This window comes from Streptomyces sp. NBC_01267, from assembly GCF_036241575.1.
Lineage (GTDB): Bacteria > Actinomycetota > Actinomycetes > Streptomycetales > Streptomycetaceae > Streptomyces.
In genome coordinates this window covers 1,137,685-1,160,141 of sequence record NZ_CP108455.1, presented here as the reverse complement: position 1 = coordinate 1,160,141, position 22,457 = coordinate 1,137,685, and the positions used below count along the sequence as shown (strand labels likewise).

Below are 22,457 nucleotides of genomic sequence, written 5' to 3'. Positions count from 1 at the left end.
GGCACGTTGCCCCTCCCCGGACGTTCACATGGCGGTGGCCGGGGAGGGTACCGTTCGGGGGCGAGGACCAGTCGGCCGAACGAGACGGAGTGGCACCGGATGCAGCACGCTGTGGGGGCTCCGTTCCCGCCGCCCCACGGAAGCGCCGCCGGATGGGCACAGAGCGCCCAGCACCCGGGACAGCCCCCCGGCTGGGTGGCACAGGCGCCGCCCCAGCCGCCGCCGCCCCCGGCGCACCGGCCGACCGCACAACCCTCCGCCGAATCCACCGGCCACGTCCAGCTCCCGCCCGGCGGCCCGGTGCCGCTCCCGGCGCCGCCGTCCGCCACCACCCAGGCGGACACCGGCAACACCACGCTCGCCGTGCTGCTCATAGGCCCCGCGGGTGCGGGCAAGACCACGGTCGCCCGGCACTGGGCGAAGAGCCGCCGGGTGCCCACGTCGCACATCAGCCTCGACGACGTACGGGAATGGGTCTGCTCCGGCTTCGCCGACCCCCGGTCCGGCTGGAACGACCACTCCGAGGCCCAGTACCGCCTCGCCCGCCGCACCTGTGGCTTCGCCGCCCGGAATTTCCTCGCCAACGGCATCTCCTGCATCCTCGACGACGCGGTCTTCCCCGACCGTCCGGTGGTCGGCCTCGGCGGCTGGAAGCGGCACGTGGGCCCCGGTCTGCTGCCGGTCGTCCTGCTGCCGGGCCTGGAGGTCGTACTGGAGCGCAACGCCGCCCGCAGCGGCAACCGCCGCCTCGGCGACGAGGAAGTCGCCCGGATCCACGGCCGGATGGCCGGCTGGTACGGCTCGGGGCTGCCGATCATCGACAACTCGACCTACGACGTGGCCACCACGGCGCAGGTGCTCGACGACGTGCTGGCCCGCTCCATCGCCTCCCCTCCCACCTGGTGAAGCCCCCGGTCGGACGCGCTGAAACGGCCGACACCCGCCCCCGCTCCTACGCTCGGGAGCATGTCCGAGGTGTTCGCGGTCCGCAGGGCCAGGTTGCGTGACCGCTGCCTGGCCGCAGGCAGCGGTGCCGCGCTGGTCTCCCGCCCCGCCAACGTCCGCTACCTCGCTGGAGCCGCCCCGGCGGGCGCGGTGCTGCTGCTGGGCCCCTCCGACGACGTACTGCTCTGCCCCGCCGAACCGACGGACGATCCCGCGGACGGCCGCCCCGACGTGAACCTGCGGCTGACGGTCCTGCCCTCGCCGGGCGGTGACCCGGCGGTGGCCGCGGCGGATCTGCTGGCCGGCGGGAGCGCCGAGTCGCTGGCCGTGGAGGAGCGCCATCTGACCGTGGCCAGGCACCGGGCGCTGGGCTCGGTGGCGCCCCGGCTGCGCCTCGCCGATCTGGCCGGCGCCGTCGAACAGCAGCGGATCATCAAGGACGAGGACGAGATCAGCGCCCTGCGGACCGCTGCGGAGATCACCGACCAGGCCCTGGGCGAACTCCTCGAATCGATTCTCGTCGGGCGTACGGAACGCCATCTCGCCCTGGAACTGGAGCGCAGGCTCATCGACCACGGCGCCGAGGGGCCGTCCTTCCCGACATCGGTGGCCACCGGGCCCAACGCCGGTCTGGGGAGCCACCGCCCGTCCGACCGCCGGGTCGAGGAGGGGCATTTCCTCACCGTGCGGCTCGGGGCCGTGTACCGCGGATACCGATGTGAGATCGGCCGGACGTTCGTCATCGGGACCTCGCCGGCCGACTGGCAGATCGAGCTGTACGACCTGGTGTTCGCCGCACAACGGGCTGGTCGCGAGGCCCTTGTGCCCGGCGCCGCCTGTCGCGACGTGGACCGCGCGGCCCGCCAGATCCTGGACGCCGCGGGCCACGGTGAGGGCCTCGCGGCGGCGACCGGGCACGGTGTGGGACTCGAAATCGACGAGGACCCGCAGCTGGCACCTGCGGCCATGGGTAAACTGGACGCTTGCGTGCCGGTCACCGTCGAACCGGGGGTCCACCTCCCGGGCCGGGGCGGAGTCCGGATCGATGACACGCTCGTCGTACGCCCTGAGGCGGACGGCGGACCCGAGCTACTCACCATTACGACCAAGGAACTGCTCGCGCTCTAGCGAGTACCCGCGGTCCCACACACGCTGCAGTCCAGGAGAACCTCAACCGTGGCTTCCACGAACGACCTCAAGAACGGCCTGGTGCTCAAGCTCGACGGGGGCCAGCTCTGGTCCGTCGTCGAGTTCCAGCACGTCAAGCCCGGCAAGGGCCCGGCTTTCGTGCGCACCAAGCTCAAGAACGTGCTTTCCGGCAAGGTCGTCGACAAGACCTTCAACGCCGGCGTGAAGGTCGAGACAGCCACCATCGACCGCCGCGACATGCAGTTCTCGTACATGGACGGCGAGTACTTCGTCTTCATGGACATGGACACCTACGACCAGCTGATGGTCGACCGCAAGTCGGTCGGCGGCGCGGCCAACTTCCTCATCGAGGGCTTCACCGCCTCCGTCGCCCAGTACGAGGGCGAGGTGCTCTACGTCGAGCTCCCGGCCGCCGTCGAGCTGACCATCCAGCACACCGACCCCGGTGTCCAGGGCGACCGCTCCACCGGTGGCACCAAGCCCGCCACCCTGGAGACCGGTTACGAGATCGGTGTCCCGCTGTTCATCACGACCGGCGAGAAGATCAAGGTCGACACCCGCTCCGGTGATTATCTCGGCCGGGTGAACAGCTAACCGTGGCTGCCCGGAACACGGCGCGCAAGCGCGCCTTCCAGATCCTCTTCGAGGCCGACCAGCGCGCGGCGTCCGTGCAGACGGTCCTCGCGGACTGGATCCGTCACGCCAGGACCGACCCCCGGCAGCCGCCGGTCGGTGAGTACACGATGGAGCTCGTCGAGGGGTACGCGGAACACGCGGACCGCATCGACGACCTCATCGCCACCTACGCGGTGGGCTGGACCCTCGACCGGATGCCGGTCGTGGACCGCAACATCGTCAGGCTCAGCACCTATGAGCTGGTGTGGGTCGACGGGACCCCGGACGCGGTCGTGATCGACGAGGCGGTGCAGCTCGCCAAGGAGTTCTCCACCGACGAGTCGCCGTCCTTCATCAACGGCCTGCTGGGCCGTTTCAAGGACCTCAAGCCGAGTCTGCGCCGCGACACGGACCCGTCCTAGCGGTCGTTCCTACGGGCCCGAAGCAGAAGATGAACAATCTTCTGCTTCGGGCCTGGTGCGTTTCCCGGCAGATGCCCTAGGTTTCGGCGCATGGCCGACCCTCGTGAAGATTCCTGCACGGACCAGCGGATCCTCGACCGGCTCGGCGCGCTGCGCGCCGCCGATCTGCCGGTCAGAGGCGGGCGCACCATGGCGTACGTCTACGACTCGGGCCTGGCGGGCATCGAGGAACTGGCGTCGGCGGCAGCCGCCCGGTTCGCGGGCGTCAACGGCCTCGACATGACGGCGTTCCCCAGTGTGGTGGCGCTGGAGAACGACCTCGTGACGCGTGCCGCCGGACTGCTGGGCGGCGACGCACACACCGCGTCCACCTTCACCAGCGGAGGCACCGAGAGCTGTCTGCTCGCCGTCTCCACGGCCCGTGAGCACGCCCTGCGCACCCGCGGAGTCACCGAGCCCGAACTGGTGCTGCCCGACACCGCGCACGCCGCTTTCCACAAGGCGGCCGGGCTCTTCGGCCTCCGGACCGTGGTGGTGCCGGTCGACCCGGACACCTACCAGGTGCGCGCCGAGGACATGGCGGCTGCGCTCACCGGGCGCACCGCCCTGGTGGTCGTCTCGGCGCCCTCGTACGCGCACGGAGTGATCGACCCGGTGGCGGAGGTCGCCGGAGCGGCGGCCGGGCGCGGTGTGCTCTGCCACGTCGACGCCTGCATCGGCGGCTGGTACCTGGGCCACCTGCGGCTCGCAGCCGAGGCTCCGGAACTGCCGCCATTCGACCTCTCGGTGCCGGGCGTGACCTCGCTCTCGGTGGACCTCCACAAGTACGCGTACACGCCCAAGGGTGCGTCGGTGCTGCTCTTCAAGGACGCCGAGCTGCGCCGGCACGGGTGGTTCGCCCACGCTTCCTGGCCGGGCTACCCGGTCGTCAACGCCACCCTCCAGGGCACGAAGTCAGCAGGCCCGCTGGCCGCCGCCTGGGCGGTGACGGAGCGGATCGGCACCGCCGGCTACACCGCACTCGCGCTGCGCGTCCACCGGGCGACGGCGGCGCTGCGGGCCGGAATCGAGGAGATCGACGGCCTGCGGGTGCTGGGCCGTCCCGAGTCCTCGCTGATCGCCGTCGCCGCGGACGGGCCGGACATCGATCCGTTCGTGGTCGCGGACGAGATGCGTGGCCACGGCTGGTACGTGCAGCCGCAGCCGGCGTTCGGGAGTTCGCCCGCCAACCTGCATCTCACGGTGACGGCGGCGGTGGCGGACGAGGAGACGGTACGACAGCTGCTCGACGCCCTGGCGAAGGCGGTGACCGCCGCCCGGGAGCTGGGTCCGGCCGAGGTCGACCCCGAACTGGCCGCGGCGGCCGGGCTGCTGGACCCGGACACCCTCACACCCGAGGAGGCGGCGCTCGCGCTCACCCTCGCCGGGGTGGGGGCGGACGGCGAGCTTCCCGCGCGGATGGCTCCCGTCCTGGCGGTCCTCCAGGCGCTGCCGCCTGCTCTGGCCGAACGCCTGCTGCCCGAGCTCGTCGGACGGCTCTACCGGACCGCCCCTGCCGGACAGTGACGCGGGCACGTGACCGGGGCACATGCCGTGGAATGCCTGAGGGCGGGCCCGCACCGTGCGGGCCCGCCCTCAGGATGAGACGTTTCTGCTGTTGAGCGGTCCGGAACGGACTCAGCCCTCGTCGTGCGCGACCGCACGGCGGGCGTCCGCGTCGAGCACGCCCCAGCTGATCAGCTGCTCGGTGAGGACCGAGGGGGACTGGTCGTAGATCACGGCGAGCGTGCGCAGGTCGTCCTGGCGGATCGACAGCACCTTGCCGTTGTAGTCGCCGCGCTGGCTCTGGATGGTGGCGGCGTAACGCTGGAGCGGCCCGGCCTTCTCCGGCGGGACGTGGGCGAGGCGCTCCAGGTCCAGGACGAGCTTCGGCGGCGGCTCGGCGGCACCGCCCGGCGTGGTGCCCGGCAGTAGCTCCTGCACGGGGACGCCGTAGAAGTCGGCCAGTTCGGCGAGGCGCTGCACGGTCACGGCGCGGTCGCCGCGCTCGTACGAACCCACCACCACGGCCTTCCAGCGGCCCTGGGACTTCTCCTCGACACCGTGGAGGGAAAGGCCCTGCTGGGTGCGGATGGCACGGAGCTTGGCCCCGAGCTGTTTTGCGTATTCGCTGGACATATGGCTCCCCGGACGCTGTGGCGACGTGCGGCTCCGCCGCGCGGCTGGTAACTCACTGTGAGGTTACGCAGCGTTACTTGGATGCGTCAAGCCGAATGGTCGCGGCCCTGCTCCGGACCGGGTCGCGAGCCCCGTGCGCACCCCTGATACCGTGGGGTTTGTTATTTCGACGTCCTTTAAGGTCCGTCCCGTGAGGCGGAGAAGGAGGTCCGTTTTCATGGACGGCACTGACTCAGGCACTGAAACAGGCATCGACACGGGGGCCGGCACGGCTTCCGGCGCGGATGCCCGCGATTCCGACGCACGCCCCGTACTGGAGGGCCCGGACATCGCGCGGGTACTGACCCGCATCGCCCACGAGATCGTCGAGCGCGCCAAGGGCGCCGAAGACGTCGTACTTCTCGGCATTCCGACCCGCGGCGTCTTCCTGGCCCGCCGGCTGACCGCCAAGCTCGAAGAGATCACCGGCCGTACGATCCCGGTCGGCTCCCTCGACATCACCATGTACCGCGACGACCTGCGGATGCGCCCGGCCCGCGCGCTGGCCCGTACGGACATCCCCGCGGACGGCATCGACGGACGCCTCGTCGTCCTCGTCGACGACGTGCTCTTCTCGGGACGTACGATCCGCGCCGCGCTCGACGCACTGGGCGACATCGGCCGCCCGCGCGCCGTACAGCTCGCGGTCCTCGTCGACCGCGGTCACCGCGAACTCCCGATCCGTGCCGACTACGTCGGCAAGAACCTCCCCACGTCGCTGCGGGAGACGGTCAGGGTCCAGCTCGCCGAGGAGGACGGTCGCGACACCGTTCTGCTCGGTACCCGGACCGCCCCGGCCGGCGGCCGGTAGCTCTCTCTTCGCTGCCCCGCGCCCGGGGCCGCAGAGCTGTGCCCGGCTGTCTGCCCGCCATGCCTGAATCCTCCGCAAACATGGAGAACACCCAGATGAAGCGCCACCTCATCTCGGCCGCCGACCTCACCCGCGACGACGCCGTCCTGATCCTCGACACCGCCGAGGAGATGGCCCGGGTCGCGGACCGGCCGATCAAGAAACTTCCCACCCTGCGCGGCCGTACCGTCGTCAACCTCTTCTTCGAGGACTCAACCCGGACGCGTATCTCCTTCGAGGCCGCCGCCAAGCGTCTCTCCGCCGACGTCATCAACTTCTCCGCGAAGGGCTCGTCGGTCTCCAAGGGCGAGTCGCTCAAGGACACCGCGCTGACCCTGGAGGCGATGGGCGCGGACGCCGTCGTCATCCGCCACGGAGCCTCCGGCGCCCCGTACCGCCTCGCGACCTCGGGCTGGATCGACGGTGCCGTCGTCAACGCGGGCGACGGCACCCACGAGCACCCCACCCAGGCGCTGCTCGACGCCTTCACCATGCGCCGCAGGCTGGTCGGCGCGGACGCCGGGACCGGGCGCGATCTCGAGGGCCGCCGCATCACGATCGTCGGCGACGTACTGCACAGCAGGGTCGCCCGCTCCAACGTCCACCTGCTGCACACGCTCGGCGCGCAGGTGACGCTGGTCGCCCCGCCCACCCTGGTGCCCATCGGCGTGGAGAACTGGCCCTGCGAGGTCTCCTACGACCTCGACCGGGTGCTGCCCGGGTCCGACGCCGTGATGATGCTGCGCGTCCAGACCGAGCGGATGAACGCGGCCTTCTTCCCCACCGAACGCGAGTACGCGCGCCGCTACGGCCTCAACGGCGACCGCATGGCGCGGATGCCCGACGACGCGATCGTCATGCATCCGGGACCGATGAACCGGGGGATGGAGATCACCGCCGAGGTCGCCGACTCCGACCGCTGCACGGCCGTCGAGCAGGTCACCAACGGCGTATCCATCCGGATGGCCGTCCTCTACCTGCTGCTGGGCGGTTCCGAACCGGCCGCCACCGCCCACCCGTCGCCCGCCACCGCCGCGGCGCCTTCCACCGCCCGTACCGAGGAGAACAAGTAATCATGAGCAAGACCCTGATCCGTGGTGCGAAGGTGCTCGGCGGCGAGCCGCAGGACGTCCTGATCGACGGCGAGACGATCGCGGCGGTGGGCCACGGCCTGTCCGCCGACGGCGCCGAGGTCATCGAGGCCGAAGGCCGGATCCTGCTGCCCGGCCTGGTGGATCTCCACACCCACCTGCGGGAGCCCGGCCGTGAGGACTCCGAGACGGTGCTCACCGGTACCAGGGCCGCCGCGGTCGGCGGATTCACCGCCGTCCACGCCATGGCCAACACCTTCCCCGTCGCCGACACCGCCGGGGTCGTCGAGCAGGTGTGGCGCCTCGGCAAGGAGTCCGGCTACTGCGACGTGCAGCCGATCGGCGCCGTCACCGTCGGGCTCGCGGGCAAGCAGCTCGCCGAACTCGGTGCGATGCACGACTCCGCCGCCGCCGTGCGGGTCTTCTCCGACGACGGCAAGTGCGTCGACGACGCGGTGATCATGCGCCGTGCCCTGGAGTACGTGAAGGCGTTCGACGGTGTCGTCGCCCAGCACGCCCAGGAGCCGCGGCTCACCGAGGGCGCCCAGATGAACGAGGGCATCGTCTCCTCCGAGCTGGGCCTCGGCGGCTGGCCCGCCGTCGCGGAGGAGTCGATCATCGCCCGCGACGTCCTCCTCGCCGCCCACGTCGACTCCCGCGTGCACATCTGCCACCTGTCGACCGCAGGCTCGGTGGAGATCGTCCGCTGGGCCAAGTCCAAGGGCTGGAAGGTCACCGCCGAGGTCACCCCGCACCACCTCCTGCTCACCGACGAACTGGTACGCACGTACAACCCCGTCTACAAGGTGAACCCGCCGCTGCGCACCGAGGCCGACGTCATGGCCCTGCGCGAGGCCCTCGCCGACGGCACGATCGACTGCGTGGCCACCGACCACGCCCCGCACCCGCACGAGGACAAGGACTGCGAGTGGGCCGCCGCCGCCATGGGCATGGTGGGCCTGGAGACCGCGCTCTCCGTCGTCCAGCAGACGATGGTCGACACCGGCCTCGTCGACTGGGAGACCGTCGCCGACCGGATGTCCTTCCGCCCCGCGGCCATCGGGCGCCTGACGGGCCACGGCCGCCCCGTGGCGGTGGGCGAGCCCGCGAACCTCACGCTGGTCGACGCGGCTTACCGTGGTGAGGTGGACCCCGCAGGCTTCGCCTCCCGCAGTCGCAACACCCCCTACGAGGGCCGTGAGCTGCCGGGACGTGTCACCCATACCTTCCTGCGGGGCCGGGCAACGGTCGTGGACGGGACACTGGCGTGACACCTCTCATCAATCTCCAACTCGCAGCCGAACAGAAGTCGGCGACAGTCACCGACTGGTCGGACCGCATCGGCTGGATCGTCGGCCTGCTGCTCTTCGTCGCGCTCGTCTACTGGCTGATGCGCGAGGGCTGGAAGTGGCGCGGGACGCTCCAGAGCGACCTGCCCGAGCTGCCCACCGCGCCGGACGACCCCGGTACCGCCAGACTGAGTATGAGCGGTCGCTACCACGGCTCGACGACGGCCGGGCAGTGGCTCGACCGGATCGTCGCGCACGGCCTGGGCACCCGCAGCAGGGCGGACGTGACGCTCACCGACGCCGGTGTGGACGTCGTACGTCCCGGGGCGAGCGACTTCTTCATCCCGGTGGCGCAGCTGCGCGAGGCCAGGCTCGACAAGGGCATCGCGGGCAAGGTCCTCACCGAGGGCGGCATGCTGATCATCACCTGGCAGCACGGCGACGAACTGCTCGACTCGGGCTTCCGCTCCGACCACTCGGCCGGACAGGCCGACTGGGTCGATGCGGTCAACGCCATGACCCGGCCCGTCACCCACTCCACTCACACCAGCACTACGGAAGGCACCGCACGATGACCCTCTCCAGTCCGGGGAACGCCGAGAAGAGGAAAGTGGCGTCTCCCGCCGTACTCGTCCTGGAGGACGGCCGCAGCTTCCGCGGCCGTGCCTACGGGGCCGTGGGGGAGACCTTCGGCGAAGCGGTGTTCAACACCGGCATGACCGGCTACCAGGAAACCCTCACCGACCCGTCGTACCACCGCCAGGTCGTCGTGATGACCGCCCCGCACGTGGGCAACACCGGCGTCAACGACGAGGACGACGAGTCCGCGAAGATCTGGGTGGCGGGCTACGTCGTACGCGACCCCGCACGCATCCCGTCGAACTGGCGTGCGCGGCGCTCCCTCGACGAGGAACTGGTGAAGCAGGGCGTCGTCGGCATCAGCGGCATCGACACCCGCGCACTCACCCGCCACCTGCGCGAGCGCGGTGCGATGCGCGTCGGCATCTTCTCCGGCAACGCCCTCGCCGACGAAGGCGTACTGCTCGCCAAGGTGCGGCAGGCGCCCGAGATGGACGGCGCCGACCTCTCCGCCCAGGTCGCCACCTCCGAGACGTACGTGGTCCCGGCGATCGGCGAGAAGAAGTTCACCGTCGCCGCCATCGACCTCGGCATCAAGGGCATGACCCCGCACCGGATGGCCGAGCGCGGCATCGAGGTGCACGTCCTGCCCGCGACCGCCACCGCCGAGGACGTGTACGCGATCGCCCCCGACGGAGTGTTCCTCTCCAACGGCCCCGGCGACCCCGCCACCGCCGACCTGACCGTCATCAAGACCGTCCTGGAGCGGAAGACGCCGCTCTTCGGCATCTGCTTCGGCAACCAGCTGCTGGGCCGCTCCCTCGGCTTCGGTACGTACAAGCTCAAGTACGGCCACCGCGGGATCAACCAGCCCGTGCAGGACCGTACGACCGGCAAGGTCGAGGTCACCGCGCACAACCACGGCTTCGCCGTCGACGCGCCGCTCGACGAGGTCACCCAGACCCCGTACGGCCGCGCCGAGGTCTCCCACGTCTGCCTCAACGACAACGTGGTCGAAGGCCTCCAGCTGCTCGACCAGCCCGCGTTCAGCGTCCAGTACCACCCCGAAGCGGCCGCGGGCCCGCACGACGCCGCGTACCTCTTCGACCGGTTCGTCGAGCTCATGCGGGACAACAACCAGCACAGCACAGAGCTCATGGAGGGCCAGCGTGCCTAAGCGCACCGATATCCAGTCCGTCCTGGTCATCGGTTCCGGACCGATCGTCATCGGCCAGGCCGCGGAGTTCGACTACTCGGGTACCCAGGCCTGCCGGGTCCTCAAGGCCGAGGGCCTGCGGGTCATCCTGGTCAACTCCAACCCGGCCACGATCATGACCGACCCGGAGATCGCCGACGCCACGTACGTCGAGCCGATCACCCCGGAGTTCGTCGAGAAGATCATCGCCAAGGAGCGCCCCGACACGCTGCTGCCGACCCTCGGCGGCCAGACCGCGCTCAACACCGCCATCTCGATGCACGAGAACGGTGTCCTGGAGAAGTACGGCGTCGAACTGATCGGCGCCAACGTCGAGGCGATCAACAAGGGCGAGGACCGCGACCTCTTCAAGGGCGTCGTCGAGGCCGTGCGCACGAAGATCGGCCACGGCGAGTCCGCCCGCTCGGTCATCTGCCACACGATGGACGACGTCGTCAACGGCGTCGACGTGCTCGGCGGATACCCCGTCGTCGTACGCCCCTCCTTCACCATGGGCGGCGCCGGTTCCGGCTTCGCGCACGACGAGGAGGAGCTGCGCCGGATCGCCGGACAGGGCCTCATGCTCTCGCCGACCACCGAGGTGCTCCTGGAGGAGTCCATCCTCGGCTGGAAGGAGTACGAACTGGAGCTGATGCGCGACAAGCACGACAACGTCGTGGTGGTCTGCTCCATCGAGAACTTCGACCCGATGGGCGTGCACACCGGCGACTCGATCACCGTCGCCCCCGCGATGACGCTGACCGACCGCGAGTACCAGCGGCTGCGTGACATCGGCATCGCCATCATCCGCGAGGTCGGCGTCGACACCGGTGGCTGCAACATCCAGTTCGCCGTCAACCCCGAAGACGGCCGGATCATCGTGATCGAGATGAACCCGCGGGTCTCGCGTTCGTCGGCGCTCGCCTCCAAGGCGACCGGCTTCCCGATCGCGAAGATCGCCGCCCGTCTCGCCGTCGGCTACACGCTGGACGAGATCCCCAACGACATCACCGAGAAGACCCCGGCCTCCTTCGAGCCCACGCTCGACTACGTCGTCGTCAAGGTGCCGCGGTTCGCGTTCGAGAAGTTCCCGGCCGCCGATGCCACCCTCACCACCACCATGAAGTCGGTGGGCGAGGCCATGGCGATCGGCCGGAACTTCTCCGAAGCGCTCAACAAGGCGCTGCGCTCGCTGGAGAAGAAGGGCTCGCAGTTCACCTTCACCGGGGACCCCGGCGACAAGGACACGCTCCTCGAGATCGCCAAGGTGCCCACCGACGGCCGGATCAACTCCGTCATGCAGGCCATGCGGGCCGGTGCCACCCCCGAGGAGGTCTTCGACGCCACGAAGATCGACCCCTGGTTCGTCGACCAGCTGTTCCTGATCAAGGAGCACGCCGACGAACTGGCCGCCGCCGAGAAGCTCGACCCCGAACTGCTCGCCGACGCCAAGCGTCACGGCTTCTCCGACGCCCAGATCGCCGGGATCCGCGGTCTGCGCGAGGACGTCGTGCGCGAGGTCCGGCACGCGCTCGGGGTGCGCCCGGTCTACAAGACGGTCGACACCTGCGCCGCCGAGTTCGCCGCGAAGACCCCGTACTTCTACTCCTCGTACGACGAGGAGAGCGAGGTCGCGCCGCGCGAGAAGCCCGCCGTGATCATCCTGGGCTCGGGCCCGAACCGGATCGGCCAGGGCATCGAGTTCGACTACTCCTGCGTCCACGCCTCGTTCGCGCTCAGCGACGCCGGCTACGAGACCGTGATGGTCAACTGCAACCCCGAGACCGTCTCCACCGACTACGACACCTCCGACCGGCTCTACTTCGAGCCGCTCACCCTGGAGGACGTCCTGGAGATCGTCCACGCCGAGACCCTCGCCGGTCCGGTCGCGGGCGTCGTCGTCCAGCTCGGCGGCCAGACCCCGCTCGGCCTGGCGCAGGCGCTCAAGGACAACGGCGTACCGGTCGTCGGCACCCCGCCGGAGGCGATCCACGCCGCCGAGGACCGCGGCGCCTTCGGCCGGGTGCTCGCCGAGGCCGGACTGCCCGCGCCCAAGCACGGCACGGCCACCACCTTCGACGAGGCCAAGGCCATCGCCGACGAGATCGGCTACCCGGTCCTGGTCCGTCCCTCGTACGTGCTCGGCGGACGTGGCATGGAGATCGTGTACGACGAGACCCGCCTCTCCTCGTACATCGCCGAGTCCACCGAGATCAGCCCCACCCGCCCGGTCCTGGTCGACCGCTTCCTCGACGACGCCATCGAGATCGACGTCGACGCCCTCTACGACGGCACCGAGCTGTACCTCGGCGGCGTCATGGAGCACATCGAGGAGGCCGGTATCCACTCCGGCGACTCCGCCTGCGCGCTGCCCCCGATCACCCTCGGCGGCCACGACATCAAGAGGCTGCGCACCTCGACCGAGGCCATCGCCAAGGGCGTCGGTGTGCGCGGGCTGATCAACATCCAGTTCGCGCTCTCCGGCGACATCCTCTACGTCCTGGAGGCCAACCCGCGCGCCTCGCGGACCGTTCCCTTCACCTCGAAGGCGACCGCGGTCCCGCTGGCCAAGGCCGCCGCCCGCATCTCGCTGGGCGCCACCGTCGCCGAACTCCGCGCCGAGGGCATGCTCCCGGCGGCCGGCGACGGCGGCACCCTGCCGCAGGACGCGCCGATCTCCGTCAAGGAGGCCGTGATGCCGTGGTCGCGCTTCCGCGACATGCACGGCCGCGGGGTCGACACCGTGCTGGGCCCGGAGATGCGCTCCACCGGCGAAGTCATGGGCATCGACTCGGTCTTCGGCACCGCGTACGCCAAGTCGCAGGCCGGCGCCTACGGCCCGCTGCCCACCAAGGGCCGGGCGTTCATCTCGGTCGCCAACCGCGACAAGCGCTCGATGATCTTCCCCGCGCGTGAACTCGTCGCGCACGGCTTCGAGCTGCTCGCCACCTCCGGGACCGCCGAGGTGCTGCGCCGCAACGGCATCAACGCCACGGTGGTCCGCAAGCTCAGCGAGGGCGAGGGCCCGTCCGGCGAGCGGACCATCGTCCAGCTCATCCACGACGGCGAGGTCGACCTCATCGTCAACACCCCCTACGGGACCGGCGGCCGGCTCGACGGCTACGAGATCCGTACGGCGGCCGTGGCCCGCGCCGTCCCGTGCCTCACGACGGTGCAGGCCCTCGCCGCGGCCGTCCAGGGCATCGACGCGCTGAACGGCGGAGACGTCGGCGTCCGTTCCCTCCAGGAACACGCCCGGCATCTGACGGCGGCACGCGAGAGCTAGCAGCCCAAGAGGGGGACACCGGAAACGGTGTCCCCCTCTTCATGAACTCTCCGATTCTTCATGAACTCTCCGACGGAGCTCGCCGTCCCGTCCCGAGGAAAGCCTGAAAGCCTGATGTACAAACTCTTCTTCGACCTGGTCTTCAAGCGGATGGACCCGGAGCGCGCCCACCACCTGGCCTTCCGCTGGATCCGCCTCGCGGCGCGCGTCCCGGTCCTGCGTACGTTCACCGCCGCGGCCCTCGCGCCCCGGTACAAGGAGCTGCGCACCGAGGCCTTCGGCCTGCGGATGCACGGACCGTTCGGTCTCGCCGCGGGCTTCGACAAGAACGCCGTCGCCATCGACGGCATGACCATGCTCGGTTTCGACCACGTCGAGATCGGCACGGTCACCGCGCAGCCGCAGCCGGGCAACCCCAGGAAGCGCCTCTTCCGCCTGGTGGACGACCGGGCGCTCATCAACCGCATGGGGTTCAACAACGAGGGCTCCGCGGCCGTGGCGGCCCGGCTGGCCGTCCGCGTCCCGGTCTTCAGGACCACCGTCGGCGTCAACATCGGCAAGACGAAGGTCGTCCCCGAGGCGGAGGCCGTCGGCGACTACGTCGCGTCGACCGAGCGGCTGGCCCGGCACGCCGACTACCTGGTGGTGAACGTCTCCTCCCCGAACACCCCCGGACTGCGGAACCTCCAGGCCACCGAGGCGCTGCGGCCCTTGCTGACGGCCGTTCGCGAAGCGGCCGACCGTACGGTCACGTCGCGCCGCGTCCCGCTCCTGGTCAAGATCGCCCCCGACCTCGCCGACGAGGACGTGGACGCCGTGGCCGACCTGGCCGTGGAGCTCGGCCTGGACGGCATCATCGCCACCAACACCACGATCGCCCGCGACGGCCTCGGCCTGACATCGTCCCCGGCGCTGACCGCGGAGACGGGCGGCCTCTCCGGCGCGCCGCTCAAGGAGCGCTCCCTGGAGGTTCTGCGCCGTCTGCACGCCCGCGTGGGCGACGACCTCACCCTGATCGGGGTCGGCGGCATCGAGACCGCCGAGGACGCCTGGCAGCGGATCCTGGCGGGTGCCACGCTCGTCCAGGGGTACAGCGCGTTCATCTACCAGGGCCCCTGCTGGGCCCGCGCGATCCACAAGGGCCTGGCCGCCCGGCTGCGCGCCAGTCCGTACGCCACCCTCGCCGAGGCCGTCGGCGCCGAGAACCGGAAGGTCACCCGATGAACGCCCCCGAACCGTTCGGCGCCCGGCTGCGCCGCTCGATGGACACCCGCGGTCCGCTCTGCGTCGGCATCGACCCGCACGCGTCCCTGCTGGCCGACTGGGGCCTCGGCGACGACGTCGCGGGCCTGGAGCGCTTCACCCGTACGGTCGTCGAGGCGCTGGCCGACCGGGTCGCCGTCCTCAAGCCGCAGTCGGCGTTCTTCGAGCGCTTCGGCTCGCGGGGCATCGCGGTACTGGAGAAGGCGGTCGCCGAGGCGCGGTCGGCGGGCGCCCTGGTCCTGATGGACGCCAAGCGCGGCGACATCGGCTCGACGATGGGCGCGTACGCGGCGACCTACCTGGACAAGGACTCGCCGCTCTTCTCGGACGCGGTGACCCTCTCGCCGTACCTCGGCTTCGGTTCGCTGCGGCCCGCCCTGGACGCGGCGGTGCTCAGCGGCGCGGGCGTCTTCGTCCTCGCACTGACCTCCAACCCGGAGGGCGCCGAGGTCCAGCGGGCCACGGCGGCCGACGGGCAGTCGCTCGCCCAGCTGATGCTCGACCACATGGCGGCCGAGAACGAGGGCGCGCAGCCGCTCGGCTCGGTGGGCGCCGTCGTCGGCGCCACGCTCGGCGACGCGGGGGTGCGCCTCGACATCAACGGTCCGCTGCTGGCCCCCGGCATCGGCGCCCAGGGCGCGACGCCCGCGGATCTGCCGGGTGTGTTCGGCCGGGCCGTCGGGAACGTCGTGCCGAGCGTCAGCCGGGGTGTTCTCCGTCACGGTCCGGATCGCACGGCGCTGCGCGATTCGGCCGCCCGTTTCACCGACGAGGTGCGTGCGGCGGTCGCGCCCTAGCGGGACCCGCGAGGTAGGGGGCCGGAGGGTCCGAAAAAGTGAGGGTGTGGTGAGCAGTTTCAGCCAGTTGACGTCCGCGGGGCTGAAAACCGGGGTGTTATGCCCTAAATATCCGCTCCGGCCAAGGCTGACCAGGACTTTTCGTCTGTTCTCGCTGACTGGAGCGGCCGTGGCCGCTAGTCTCCGTCGAGAGCCGACGCGCAACTTCGTTGCACGTCGCTCCGCAGGTGTGGGGCGATCAGTTCCTCACCGGTCCGTATCCGACAGTTCGACATCCGAGGTGACGTAGGCGTGGCTCTTCCGCCCCTTACCCCTGAACAGCGCGCAGCCGCGCTCGAAAAGGCCGCCGCGGCTCGCCGGGAGCGGGCCGAGGTCAAGAATCGACTCAAGCACTCCGGCGCGTCTCTGCACGAGGTCATCAAGCAGGGCCAGGAGAACGGCGTCATCGGGAAGATGAAGGTCTCCGCTCTCCTTGAGTCCCTGCCTGGCGTCGGCAAGGTCCGCGCCAAGCAGATCATGGAGCGGCTCGGCATCTCCGAGAGCCGCCGTGTGCGCGGTCTCGGCTCCAATCAGATCGCCTCTTTGGAGCGCGAGTTCGGTGGCGGCTCTGCCTGACGTCCCAGGCACCCCTGGGAAGCTGGAATAATCGCCGCATGGCTGTAACACCCCGGGGGACGACCCCCGTATCCCCGGACCCCCATCCGCGGTTGACCGTGCTCTCCGGCCCCTCCGGGGTCGGCAAGAGCACGGTCGTCGCCCATATGCGCAAGGTGCACCCCGAGGTCTGGCTCTCGGTGTCGGCGACGACCCGTAAGCCGCGCCCCGGCGAGCGCGACGGCGTCCAGTACTTCTTCGTGGACGACGAGGAGTTCGACAAGCTCGTCGCCAACGGTGAGCTGCTCGAGTGGGCCGAGTTCGCGGGCAACAGGTACGGCACCCCGCGCCGTGCCGTACTCGACCGTCTCGAAGCCGGGGAGCCGGTGCTCCTGGAGATCGATCTCCAGGGCGCCCGGCTGGTGCGCGAGTCGATGCCCGAGGCCCAGTTGGTCTTCCTCGCCCCGCCGAGCTGGGACGAACTGGTCCGCAGGCTCACCGGTCGCGGGACCGAGGCGCCCGATGTCATCGAGCGACGGCTGGCCGTCGCCAAGATCGAACTGGCCGCCGAGTCGGAGTTCGATACGACCCTTGTCAATACCTCCGTCGAAGACGTGGCCCGTGAGCTGCTAGCCTTGGTCAAGGTTCTTTGATATTCACTCCATCGGAAGGCAGAGAGTGTCCTCTTCCATCACCACGCCCGAGGGCATCATCAACCCGCCGATTGATGAGCTGCTTGAGGCAACCGACTCGAAGTACAGCCTCGTGATCTACGCCGCCAAGCGCGCGCGTCAGATCAATGCGTACTACTCGCAGCTCGGCGAAGGCCTGCTGGAGTATGTCGGTCCGCTGGTGGACACTCACGTCCACGAGAAGCCCCTCTCGATCGCGCTCCGCGAGATCAACGCGGGTCTGCTGACCTCCGAGGCCATCGAAGGCCCCGCGCAGTAACAGCAGACAGTTATTTCTTTTCACCACAGGCCCGGCAGCGCGACTGCCGGGCCTGTGGTGTGTCATGGGTGTACGAATCCGAATGCGGGAGCCGGGGAGACATGGACGTGGCGCAGAAGCCGAAGGTCGTTCTGGGGGTCAGCGGAGGCATCGCCGCGTACAAGGCCTGCGAGGTGCTGCGCCGGCTGACCGAGTCCGGACACGACGTACGGGTCGTGCCCACCGAATCCGCGCTCCACTTCGTCGGCGCCGCCACCTGGTCGGCACTCTCCGGCAGCCCGGTGTCGACCGAGGTCTGGTCCGATGTCCACGAGGTCCCGCACGTACGGATCGGACAGGCCGCCGATCTCGTGCTGGTCGCTCCCGCCACCGCCGACATCCTGGCAAGGGCGGCCCACGGCCTCGCCGACGACCTGCTGACCAACACCCTGCTCACGGCCAGGTGTCCGGTCGTCTTCGCGCCCGCGATGCACACCGAGATGTGGGAGCACCCGGCCACCCGGGAGAACGTCGCGACACTCCGCAGGCGCGGAGCCGTGGTGATCGAGCCCGGCGTCGGCAGGCTCACCGGCGTCGACACCGGCAAGGGCAGGCTGCCCGACCCGGGGGAGATCTTCGAGACCTGCCGACGGGTGCTCGCCCGCGGAGTGACGGAACCCGACCTCGCCGGACGCCATGTCGTGATCAGTGCGGGCGGCACCCGTGAGCCGCTCGACCCGGTGCGCTTCCTGGGGAACCGCTCGTCGGGCAAGCAGGGGTACGCCCTCGCCCGTACGGCTGTCGCGCGCGGCGCCAGGGTGACGCTGATCGAGGCCAACACCGGTATGCCGGATCCGGCGGGGGCCGACGTCGTCCATGTGGGAACCGCGGTGCAGCTGCGCGAAGCCGTCCTGGAGGCCGCGGCCGACGCCGACGCCGTGGTCATGGCCGCGGCGGTGGCCGACTTCCGCCCGGCCGCCTACGCCGCGGGCAAGATCAAGAAGCGGGACGGCCAGGAGCCCGCCCCGATCACTCTGGTCCGCAATCCGGACATCCTCGCCGAGATCTCGGCGGAACGCGCCACGCCCGGACAGGTGGTGGTCGGGTTCGCCGCGGAGACCGACGACGTCCTCTCCAACGGCCGTCACAAACTGCGGCGCAAGGGCTGTGACCTGCTCGTCGTCAATGAGGTGGGGGAACACAAGACCTTCGGGTCCGAGGAGAACGAAGCAGTGGTCCTGGCGGCGGGGGGCAGTGAGACCCCGGTGCCGTACGGGACTAAGGAAGCCCTTGCAGATACGGTCTGGGACCTGGTCATACCCGGGCTCGGATGAAAATCTGGTGTCGGCCCACCGGCGGGGCAAGGCCGCAGAACGCGGACTCCCGCCTGTTCGGCGGGCCGATGACCGTACCGCAGTAAGGAGTGCCTCGGGTCACACGGCTCCCACGGAGCGAGACACGTGCCCCGTTGACCGGAGGCGACCGATAAACTGGTCACGGAATGAGCCGGGCGCAGCTCCCGGCCACTCCACCCATGATCAGCCAGCAGCCGCTGCAACCCCAGGGAGCGTTGTGTCCCGTCGTCTGTTCACCTCGGAATCTGTCACCGAGGGCCACCCTGACAAGATCGCTGACCAGATCAGCGACACGATTCTCGATGCGCTTCTGCGCGAGGACCCGACCTCCCGTGTCGCCGTGGAGACTCTGATCACCACAGGCCAGGTACATGTGGCCGGTGAGGTCACGACCAAGGCGTACGCGCCGATCGCGCAGCTCGTGCGCGACAAGATCCTGGAGATCGGCTACGACTCCTCGAAGAAGGGCTTCGACGGCGCTTCCTGCGGCGTGTCGGTGTCCATCGGCGCGCAGTCCCCGGACATCGCGCAGGGTGTCGACACCGCGTACGAGAAGCGGGTCGCGGGTTCCGCCGCCGGCGCGGAGGACGACGAGCTGGACAAGCAGGGTGCGGGCGACCAGGGCCTGATGTTCGGGTACGCGTGCGACGAGACGCCCGAGCTCATGCCGCTGCCGATCTATCTGGCCCACCGGCTCTCGCGCCGTCTCTCGGAGGTCCGTAAGAACGGGACCATCCCTTACCTGCGCCCCGACGGCAAGACGCAGGTCACCATCGAGTACGACGGCGACAAGGCCGTCCGCCTCGACACGGTCGTGGTCTCCTCGCAGCACGCGTCGGACATCGACCTGGAGTCGCTGCTCGCGCCGGACATCCGTGAGTTCGTCGTCGAGCACGTGCTGAACCAGCTCATCGACGACGGGATCAAGCTGGACACCGAGGGGTACCGGCTGCTGGTCAACCCGACCGGGCGGTTCGAGATCGGTGGCCCGATGGGCGATGCCGGCCTGACCGGCCGCAAGATCATCATTGACACCTACGGCGGTATGGCCCGCCACGGCGGCGGTGCCTTCTCGGGCAAGGACCCGTCGAAGGTGGACCGTTCGGCGGCGTACGCGATGCGCTGGGTGGCGAAGAACGTGGTGGCCGCCGGGCTGGCCACGCGCTGCGAGGTCCAGGTCGCGTACGCGATCGGCAAGGCCGAGCCGGTCGGTCTGTTCGTCGAGACCTTCGGCACGGCCGCGACCGATGTCGAGAAGATCGAGCAAGCGATCGCGGAGGTCTTCGACCTCCGTCCGGCCGCGATCATCCGTGACCTCGACCTGCTCCGCCCGATCTACGCGCAGACCGCCGCGTACGGGCACTTCGGCCGCGAACTCCCGGACTTCACCTGGGAGCGCACCGACCGCGTGGACGCCCTGCGCCGGGCCGCCGGTCTGTAAGGCCGACCGCCGCTTCGCGTGCCGCTGCCCGGCACCCCTCGCCAGGGGTGCCGGGCAGCGGCATGTGCAGGGTCGGAAGGGAGTGGATTCCGGGCGGCGGCAGGGGCCGGGCCGCGCGTGCGGCTCACCGCACGGGCACGAACCGCACCGCCGTGCCCGGAGTCGCCTGGGCGGCGGCTGCGAGGGACGCGTGGGGTACGACCCCGATCACCGGGTACCCGCCGGTGGTCGGGTGGTCGTTGAGGAAGACCACGGGGCGGCCGTCGGGGGGCACCTGGACCGCTCCCAGAACGACGCCCTCGCTCGGCAGTTCGCCCTGTCGGGCCCGTTCGAGGGCGGGGCCGTCGGTGCGCAGGCCGATGCGGTTGCTGTGCGGTGAGACCCGGTACCCGGCCGTGGCCAGGGTGCGCAGGGCGGCGGGGGTGAACCAGTCGTGGCGGGGGCCCAGCCGTACCGGCAGAACCAGGGACGCGGGCATGCCCGGCCACGGCACGGCGTCCGCCCGGCCCGGGGCCCCGTGGGGCGTGCCGAGCGGCAGTTCGTCTCCGTCGCGCAGCGGTGCGGGGCCGAGCCCGGAGAGGAGGTCGGCCGATCGGCTGCCGAGCACGGGTTCCGGGAGCAGACCGCCACCGAACGCCAGATAGCTGCGCACGCCCCGCGCGGCCGGATGCGCTTCGAGGACCGCACCGGCCGGGACGTGCACCGGTGCGCCCCAGGCGACGGGACGGCCGTCGACCGTGACGCGGCAGGGCGCGCCCCCGACGACGGCGGTGGACGCCCGGTCCGGGCGGACCGCGCAGCCGGTGAGCGTGGTCTCCAGTACGGCGGCATCGGCCCGGTTGCCCGCCAGCCGGTTCGCCAACTGCCGGGCCGGGGCGTCCAGGGCGCCCGCGTGACCCACACCGAGGTGCGCGTATCCGGGGCGGCCGTCGTCCTGCACGGTGGTCAGGGCGCCGGCCCGGACCACCTGGAGCCGTGCCGTCATCCGCAGGTCTCCCTCGTACTCGCTTCGACGAACCGGACGCGGGTGCCCGGGGTGAGCAGCGCGGCGGGCTCGCGGGCCGGGTCCCACAGGCGGCCGGGGTCCGGCATCCGGCCGATGAGCTGCCAGCCGCCCGGTGAGGCGCGCGGGTACACGCCGGTGTGCGGCCCCGCCAGGGCCAGGGCTCCGGCCGGGACCTGGGTACGGGGGGTGGTGCGGCGAGGCACGTGGAAGCGTTCGGGGAGCCCCGTCAGATAGCCGAAGCCCGGCGCGAAACCGCTGAAGGCGACGCGGAATTCGGCGCCGCTGTGGATCCGGGACACTTCGTCGACGCCCACGCCCCACCGGGCGGCGACATCGGCGAGGTCGGGGCCGTCGTACAGCACCGGGATCTCCACCGCGTCGCCCGCGTCGCGCGGCAGCGGCGGTATCCGCCAGGAGACGAGGTCGGACGCGAGCCGCCCGGCGGCACCCGGGGGTATGTCCGGGATGCCGTCGAGCAGGACGGTCCTGGCGCCGGGAACGATCTCGCGTACGGCGGGGAGCTCACCGCGGGCGCGGCGGCGCAGCAGTTCGGCGTGGAAGGCCTCGGCGTGTGCGCCGGTGGCCAGTTCGACGAGCAGTGCGTGCCGGCCCGCGGGCAGGACCCGGACGTCGTCCCGGCCGCTCATGCGAACGCCCGGACGGTGACGCCGGCTGCTTCCAGGGCTGCTCTGACCCGGCGGGCCAGCTCCGCGGCGCCGGGGGAGTCGCCGTGCACGCACAGGGACCGGGCCCCGACCGGGATCCGGCTGCCGTCGGCGGCGGTGACGGCGCGGTCGACCGCCATGCCGACCGCACGGCGGACGACGGCAGGGGCGTCATGGACGACCGCGTCGGGCTCGCCGCGCGGTACGAGGGTGCCCTGCCGGGTGTACGCACGGTCGGCGAAGGCTTCCTCGACGGCGTCGAGCCCCGCGGCCGACGCGTGCGCGAGCAGCTGCGAACCGGGCAGCCCGAGCACGGCGGGAGAGCCACCGGCCAGCAGCACGCCTTCGACCACCGCCGCGGCCTGGGTCTCGTCCCGGACGGTGCGGTTGTAGAGGGCGCCGTGCGGCTTCACGTACGAGACGACCGACCCGGCGGCCTCGGCGAAGACGCGCAGCGCGCCGATCTGGTAGGCGACCTCGGCGGCCAGCTCGGCGGGCGGTACCTCCATGGAACGCCGTCCGAAACCGGCGAGATCCCGGTACCCGACATGGGCGCCGATCCGAACACCGCGGGCGGCGGCCGTCTCGCACACCCGGCGCATCACCGAGGCGTCGCCCGCGTGGAAACCGCAGGCGACGTTGGCGCTCGTCACGCAGGAAAGCAGGGCGTCGTCATCGGTGAGCTTCCACCGTCCGAAGCCTTCACCGAGATCCGCATTGAGGTCCATCACATGCGCACGCTAACGAATTGTTCAACAATCTGACAAG

Annotated in this window: 22 protein-coding genes; 18 read left to right on the top strand and 4 right to left on the bottom strand. The window is 70.7% G+C overall.

The features are described 5' to 3' along the window. The first annotated feature begins 99 nt into the window (after positions 1–99). The 5 genes from OG709_RS05375 (at position 100) to OG709_RS05355 (ending at position 4,697) form a co-directional block, all read left to right on the top strand. Positions 100–906: a Pro-rich N-terminal domain-containing protein gene (locus tag OG709_RS05375; RefSeq protein ID WP_250303539.1), complete on the top strand. Its 807-nt coding sequence runs from the start codon at positions 100–102 to the stop codon at positions 904–906. Between the two features lie 60 nt (positions 907–966). Next, positions 967–2,073, top strand: coding sequence for an aminopeptidase P family protein (locus OG709_RS05370; protein ID WP_250303540.1), 1,107 nt, complete (start codon positions 967–969; stop codon positions 2,071–2,073). A 48-nt stretch (positions 2,074–2,121) separates the two neighbouring features. After that, positions 2,122–2,688 (top strand): elongation factor P, encoded by a 567-nt coding sequence (gene efp, locus OG709_RS05365; RefSeq protein WP_250303542.1) that lies wholly within the window; start codon positions 2,122–2,124, stop codon positions 2,686–2,688. Positions 2,689–2,690: 2 nt separating this feature from the next. Further along, a complete protein-coding gene (nusB, locus tag OG709_RS05360) occupies positions 2,691–3,131 on the top strand; it encodes a transcription antitermination factor NusB (protein ID WP_266643975.1) in 441 nt (146 codons plus the stop codon). A gap of 90 nt (positions 3,132–3,221) precedes the next feature. Next, on the top strand, positions 3,222–4,697 hold the full coding sequence (locus OG709_RS05355) for a pyridoxal phosphate-dependent decarboxylase family protein (protein ID WP_266643977.1): 1,476 nt from the start codon (positions 3,222–3,224) through the stop codon (positions 4,695–4,697). A gap of 111 nt (positions 4,698–4,808) precedes the next feature. Here OG709_RS05355 and bldD read toward each other — a convergent pair whose 3' ends face one another. Beyond that, the gene (gene bldD / locus OG709_RS05350) at positions 4,809–5,309 is read right to left on the bottom strand and encodes a transcriptional regulator BldD (RefSeq protein ID WP_014157378.1); all 501 of its coding nucleotides are present in this window, start codon (positions 5,307–5,309) and stop codon (positions 4,809–4,811) included. Positions 5,310–5,526: 217 nt separating this feature from the next. Here bldD and pyrR point away from each other — a divergent pair, with 217 nt between their 5' ends. From pyrR to metK, 13 genes are all read left to right on the top strand, one after another. After that, positions 5,527–6,159: a bifunctional pyr operon transcriptional regulator/uracil phosphoribosyltransferase PyrR gene (gene pyrR / locus OG709_RS05345; RefSeq protein WP_250303548.1), complete on the top strand. Its 633-nt coding sequence runs from the start codon at positions 5,527–5,529 to the stop codon at positions 6,157–6,159. 95 nt (positions 6,160–6,254) lie between these two features. Further along, on the top strand, positions 6,255–7,271 hold the full coding sequence (locus tag OG709_RS05340) for an aspartate carbamoyltransferase catalytic subunit (RefSeq protein ID WP_329169059.1): 1,017 nt from the start codon (positions 6,255–6,257) through the stop codon (positions 7,269–7,271). A gap of 2 nt (positions 7,272–7,273) precedes the next feature. After that, complete coding sequence (locus tag OG709_RS05335) at positions 7,274–8,560, top strand: dihydroorotase (protein WP_326695218.1); 1,287 nt, start codon at positions 7,274–7,276, stop codon at positions 8,558–8,560. Next, positions 8,557–9,153, top strand: coding sequence for a PH-like domain-containing protein (locus OG709_RS05330; protein WP_250303551.1), 597 nt, complete (start codon positions 8,557–8,559; stop codon positions 9,151–9,153). Before OG709_RS05335 ends, OG709_RS05330 begins: the two co-directional genes overlap by 4 nt. After that, positions 9,150–10,334 (top strand): glutamine-hydrolyzing carbamoyl-phosphate synthase small subunit, encoded by a 1,185-nt coding sequence (gene carA / locus OG709_RS05325; protein WP_250303554.1) that lies wholly within the window; start codon positions 9,150–9,152, stop codon positions 10,332–10,334. Before OG709_RS05330 ends, carA begins: the two co-directional genes overlap by 4 nt. Beyond that, entirely contained in the window at positions 10,327–13,638 is a 3,312-nt protein-coding gene (gene carB / locus OG709_RS05320) for a carbamoyl-phosphate synthase large subunit (protein ID WP_329165041.1), read from the top strand. The genes carA and carB overlap by 8 nt, the downstream gene beginning before the upstream one ends. A 114-nt stretch (positions 13,639–13,752) precedes the next feature. Further along, complete coding sequence (locus OG709_RS05315; protein ID WP_250303644.1) at positions 13,753–14,862, top strand: quinone-dependent dihydroorotate dehydrogenase; 1,110 nt, start codon at positions 13,753–13,755, stop codon at positions 14,860–14,862. Beyond that, positions 14,859–15,698 carry an orotidine-5'-phosphate decarboxylase gene (gene pyrF / locus OG709_RS05310; protein WP_250303558.1) on the top strand — a complete coding sequence of 280 codons (840 nt, stop codon included), beginning with the start codon at positions 14,859–14,861 and terminating at the stop codon, positions 15,696–15,698. The genes OG709_RS05315 and pyrF overlap by 4 nt, the downstream gene beginning before the upstream one ends. A gap of 291 nt (positions 15,699–15,989) precedes the next feature. Continuing rightward, positions 15,990–16,313, top strand: a complete 324-nt coding sequence (locus tag OG709_RS05305; RefSeq protein ID WP_164264567.1) for an integration host factor — start codon at positions 15,990–15,992, stop codon at positions 16,311–16,313. 38 nt (positions 16,314–16,351) lie between these two features. Then, positions 16,352–16,945, top strand: a complete 594-nt coding sequence (gene gmk, locus OG709_RS05300) for a guanylate kinase (RefSeq protein WP_250303560.1) — start codon at positions 16,352–16,354, stop codon at positions 16,943–16,945. 25 nt (positions 16,946–16,970) lie between these two features. Continuing rightward, a complete protein-coding gene (rpoZ, locus tag OG709_RS05295; RefSeq protein ID WP_003970369.1) occupies positions 16,971–17,243 on the top strand; it encodes a DNA-directed RNA polymerase subunit omega in 273 nt (90 codons plus the stop codon). A 101-nt stretch (positions 17,244–17,344) separates the two neighbouring features. Next, a complete protein-coding gene (coaBC, locus tag OG709_RS05290) occupies positions 17,345–18,556 on the top strand; it encodes a bifunctional phosphopantothenoylcysteine decarboxylase/phosphopantothenate--cysteine ligase CoaBC (protein ID WP_250303562.1) in 1,212 nt (403 codons plus the stop codon). 238 nt (positions 18,557–18,794) lie between these two features. Further along, positions 18,795–20,018, top strand: a complete 1,224-nt coding sequence (gene metK, locus OG709_RS05285) for a methionine adenosyltransferase (protein ID WP_250303564.1) — start codon at positions 18,795–18,797, stop codon at positions 20,016–20,018. Positions 20,019–20,142: 124 nt separating this feature from the next. On the opposite strand, the gene OG709_RS05280 is transcribed toward metK, so the two are convergent. The 3 genes from OG709_RS05280 to OG709_RS05270 are packed head-to-tail and all read right to left on the bottom strand — an operon-like array spanning position 20,143 to position 22,417. Further along, positions 20,143–21,003 carry a biotin-dependent carboxyltransferase family protein gene (locus OG709_RS05280; protein WP_250303567.1) on the bottom strand — a complete coding sequence of 287 codons (861 nt, stop codon included), beginning with the start codon at positions 21,001–21,003 and terminating at the stop codon, positions 20,143–20,145. After that, a complete protein-coding gene (locus OG709_RS05275; RefSeq protein WP_250303569.1) occupies positions 21,000–21,671 on the bottom strand; it encodes a 5-oxoprolinase subunit B family protein in 672 nt (223 codons plus the stop codon). The genes OG709_RS05280 and OG709_RS05275 overlap by 4 nt, the downstream gene beginning before the upstream one ends. Beyond that, positions 21,668–22,417, bottom strand: a complete 750-nt coding sequence (locus tag OG709_RS05270) for a LamB/YcsF family protein (protein WP_250303571.1) — start codon at positions 22,415–22,417, stop codon at positions 21,668–21,670. The genes OG709_RS05275 and OG709_RS05270 overlap by 4 nt, the downstream gene beginning before the upstream one ends. Positions 22,418–22,457: the final 40 nt, after the last annotated feature.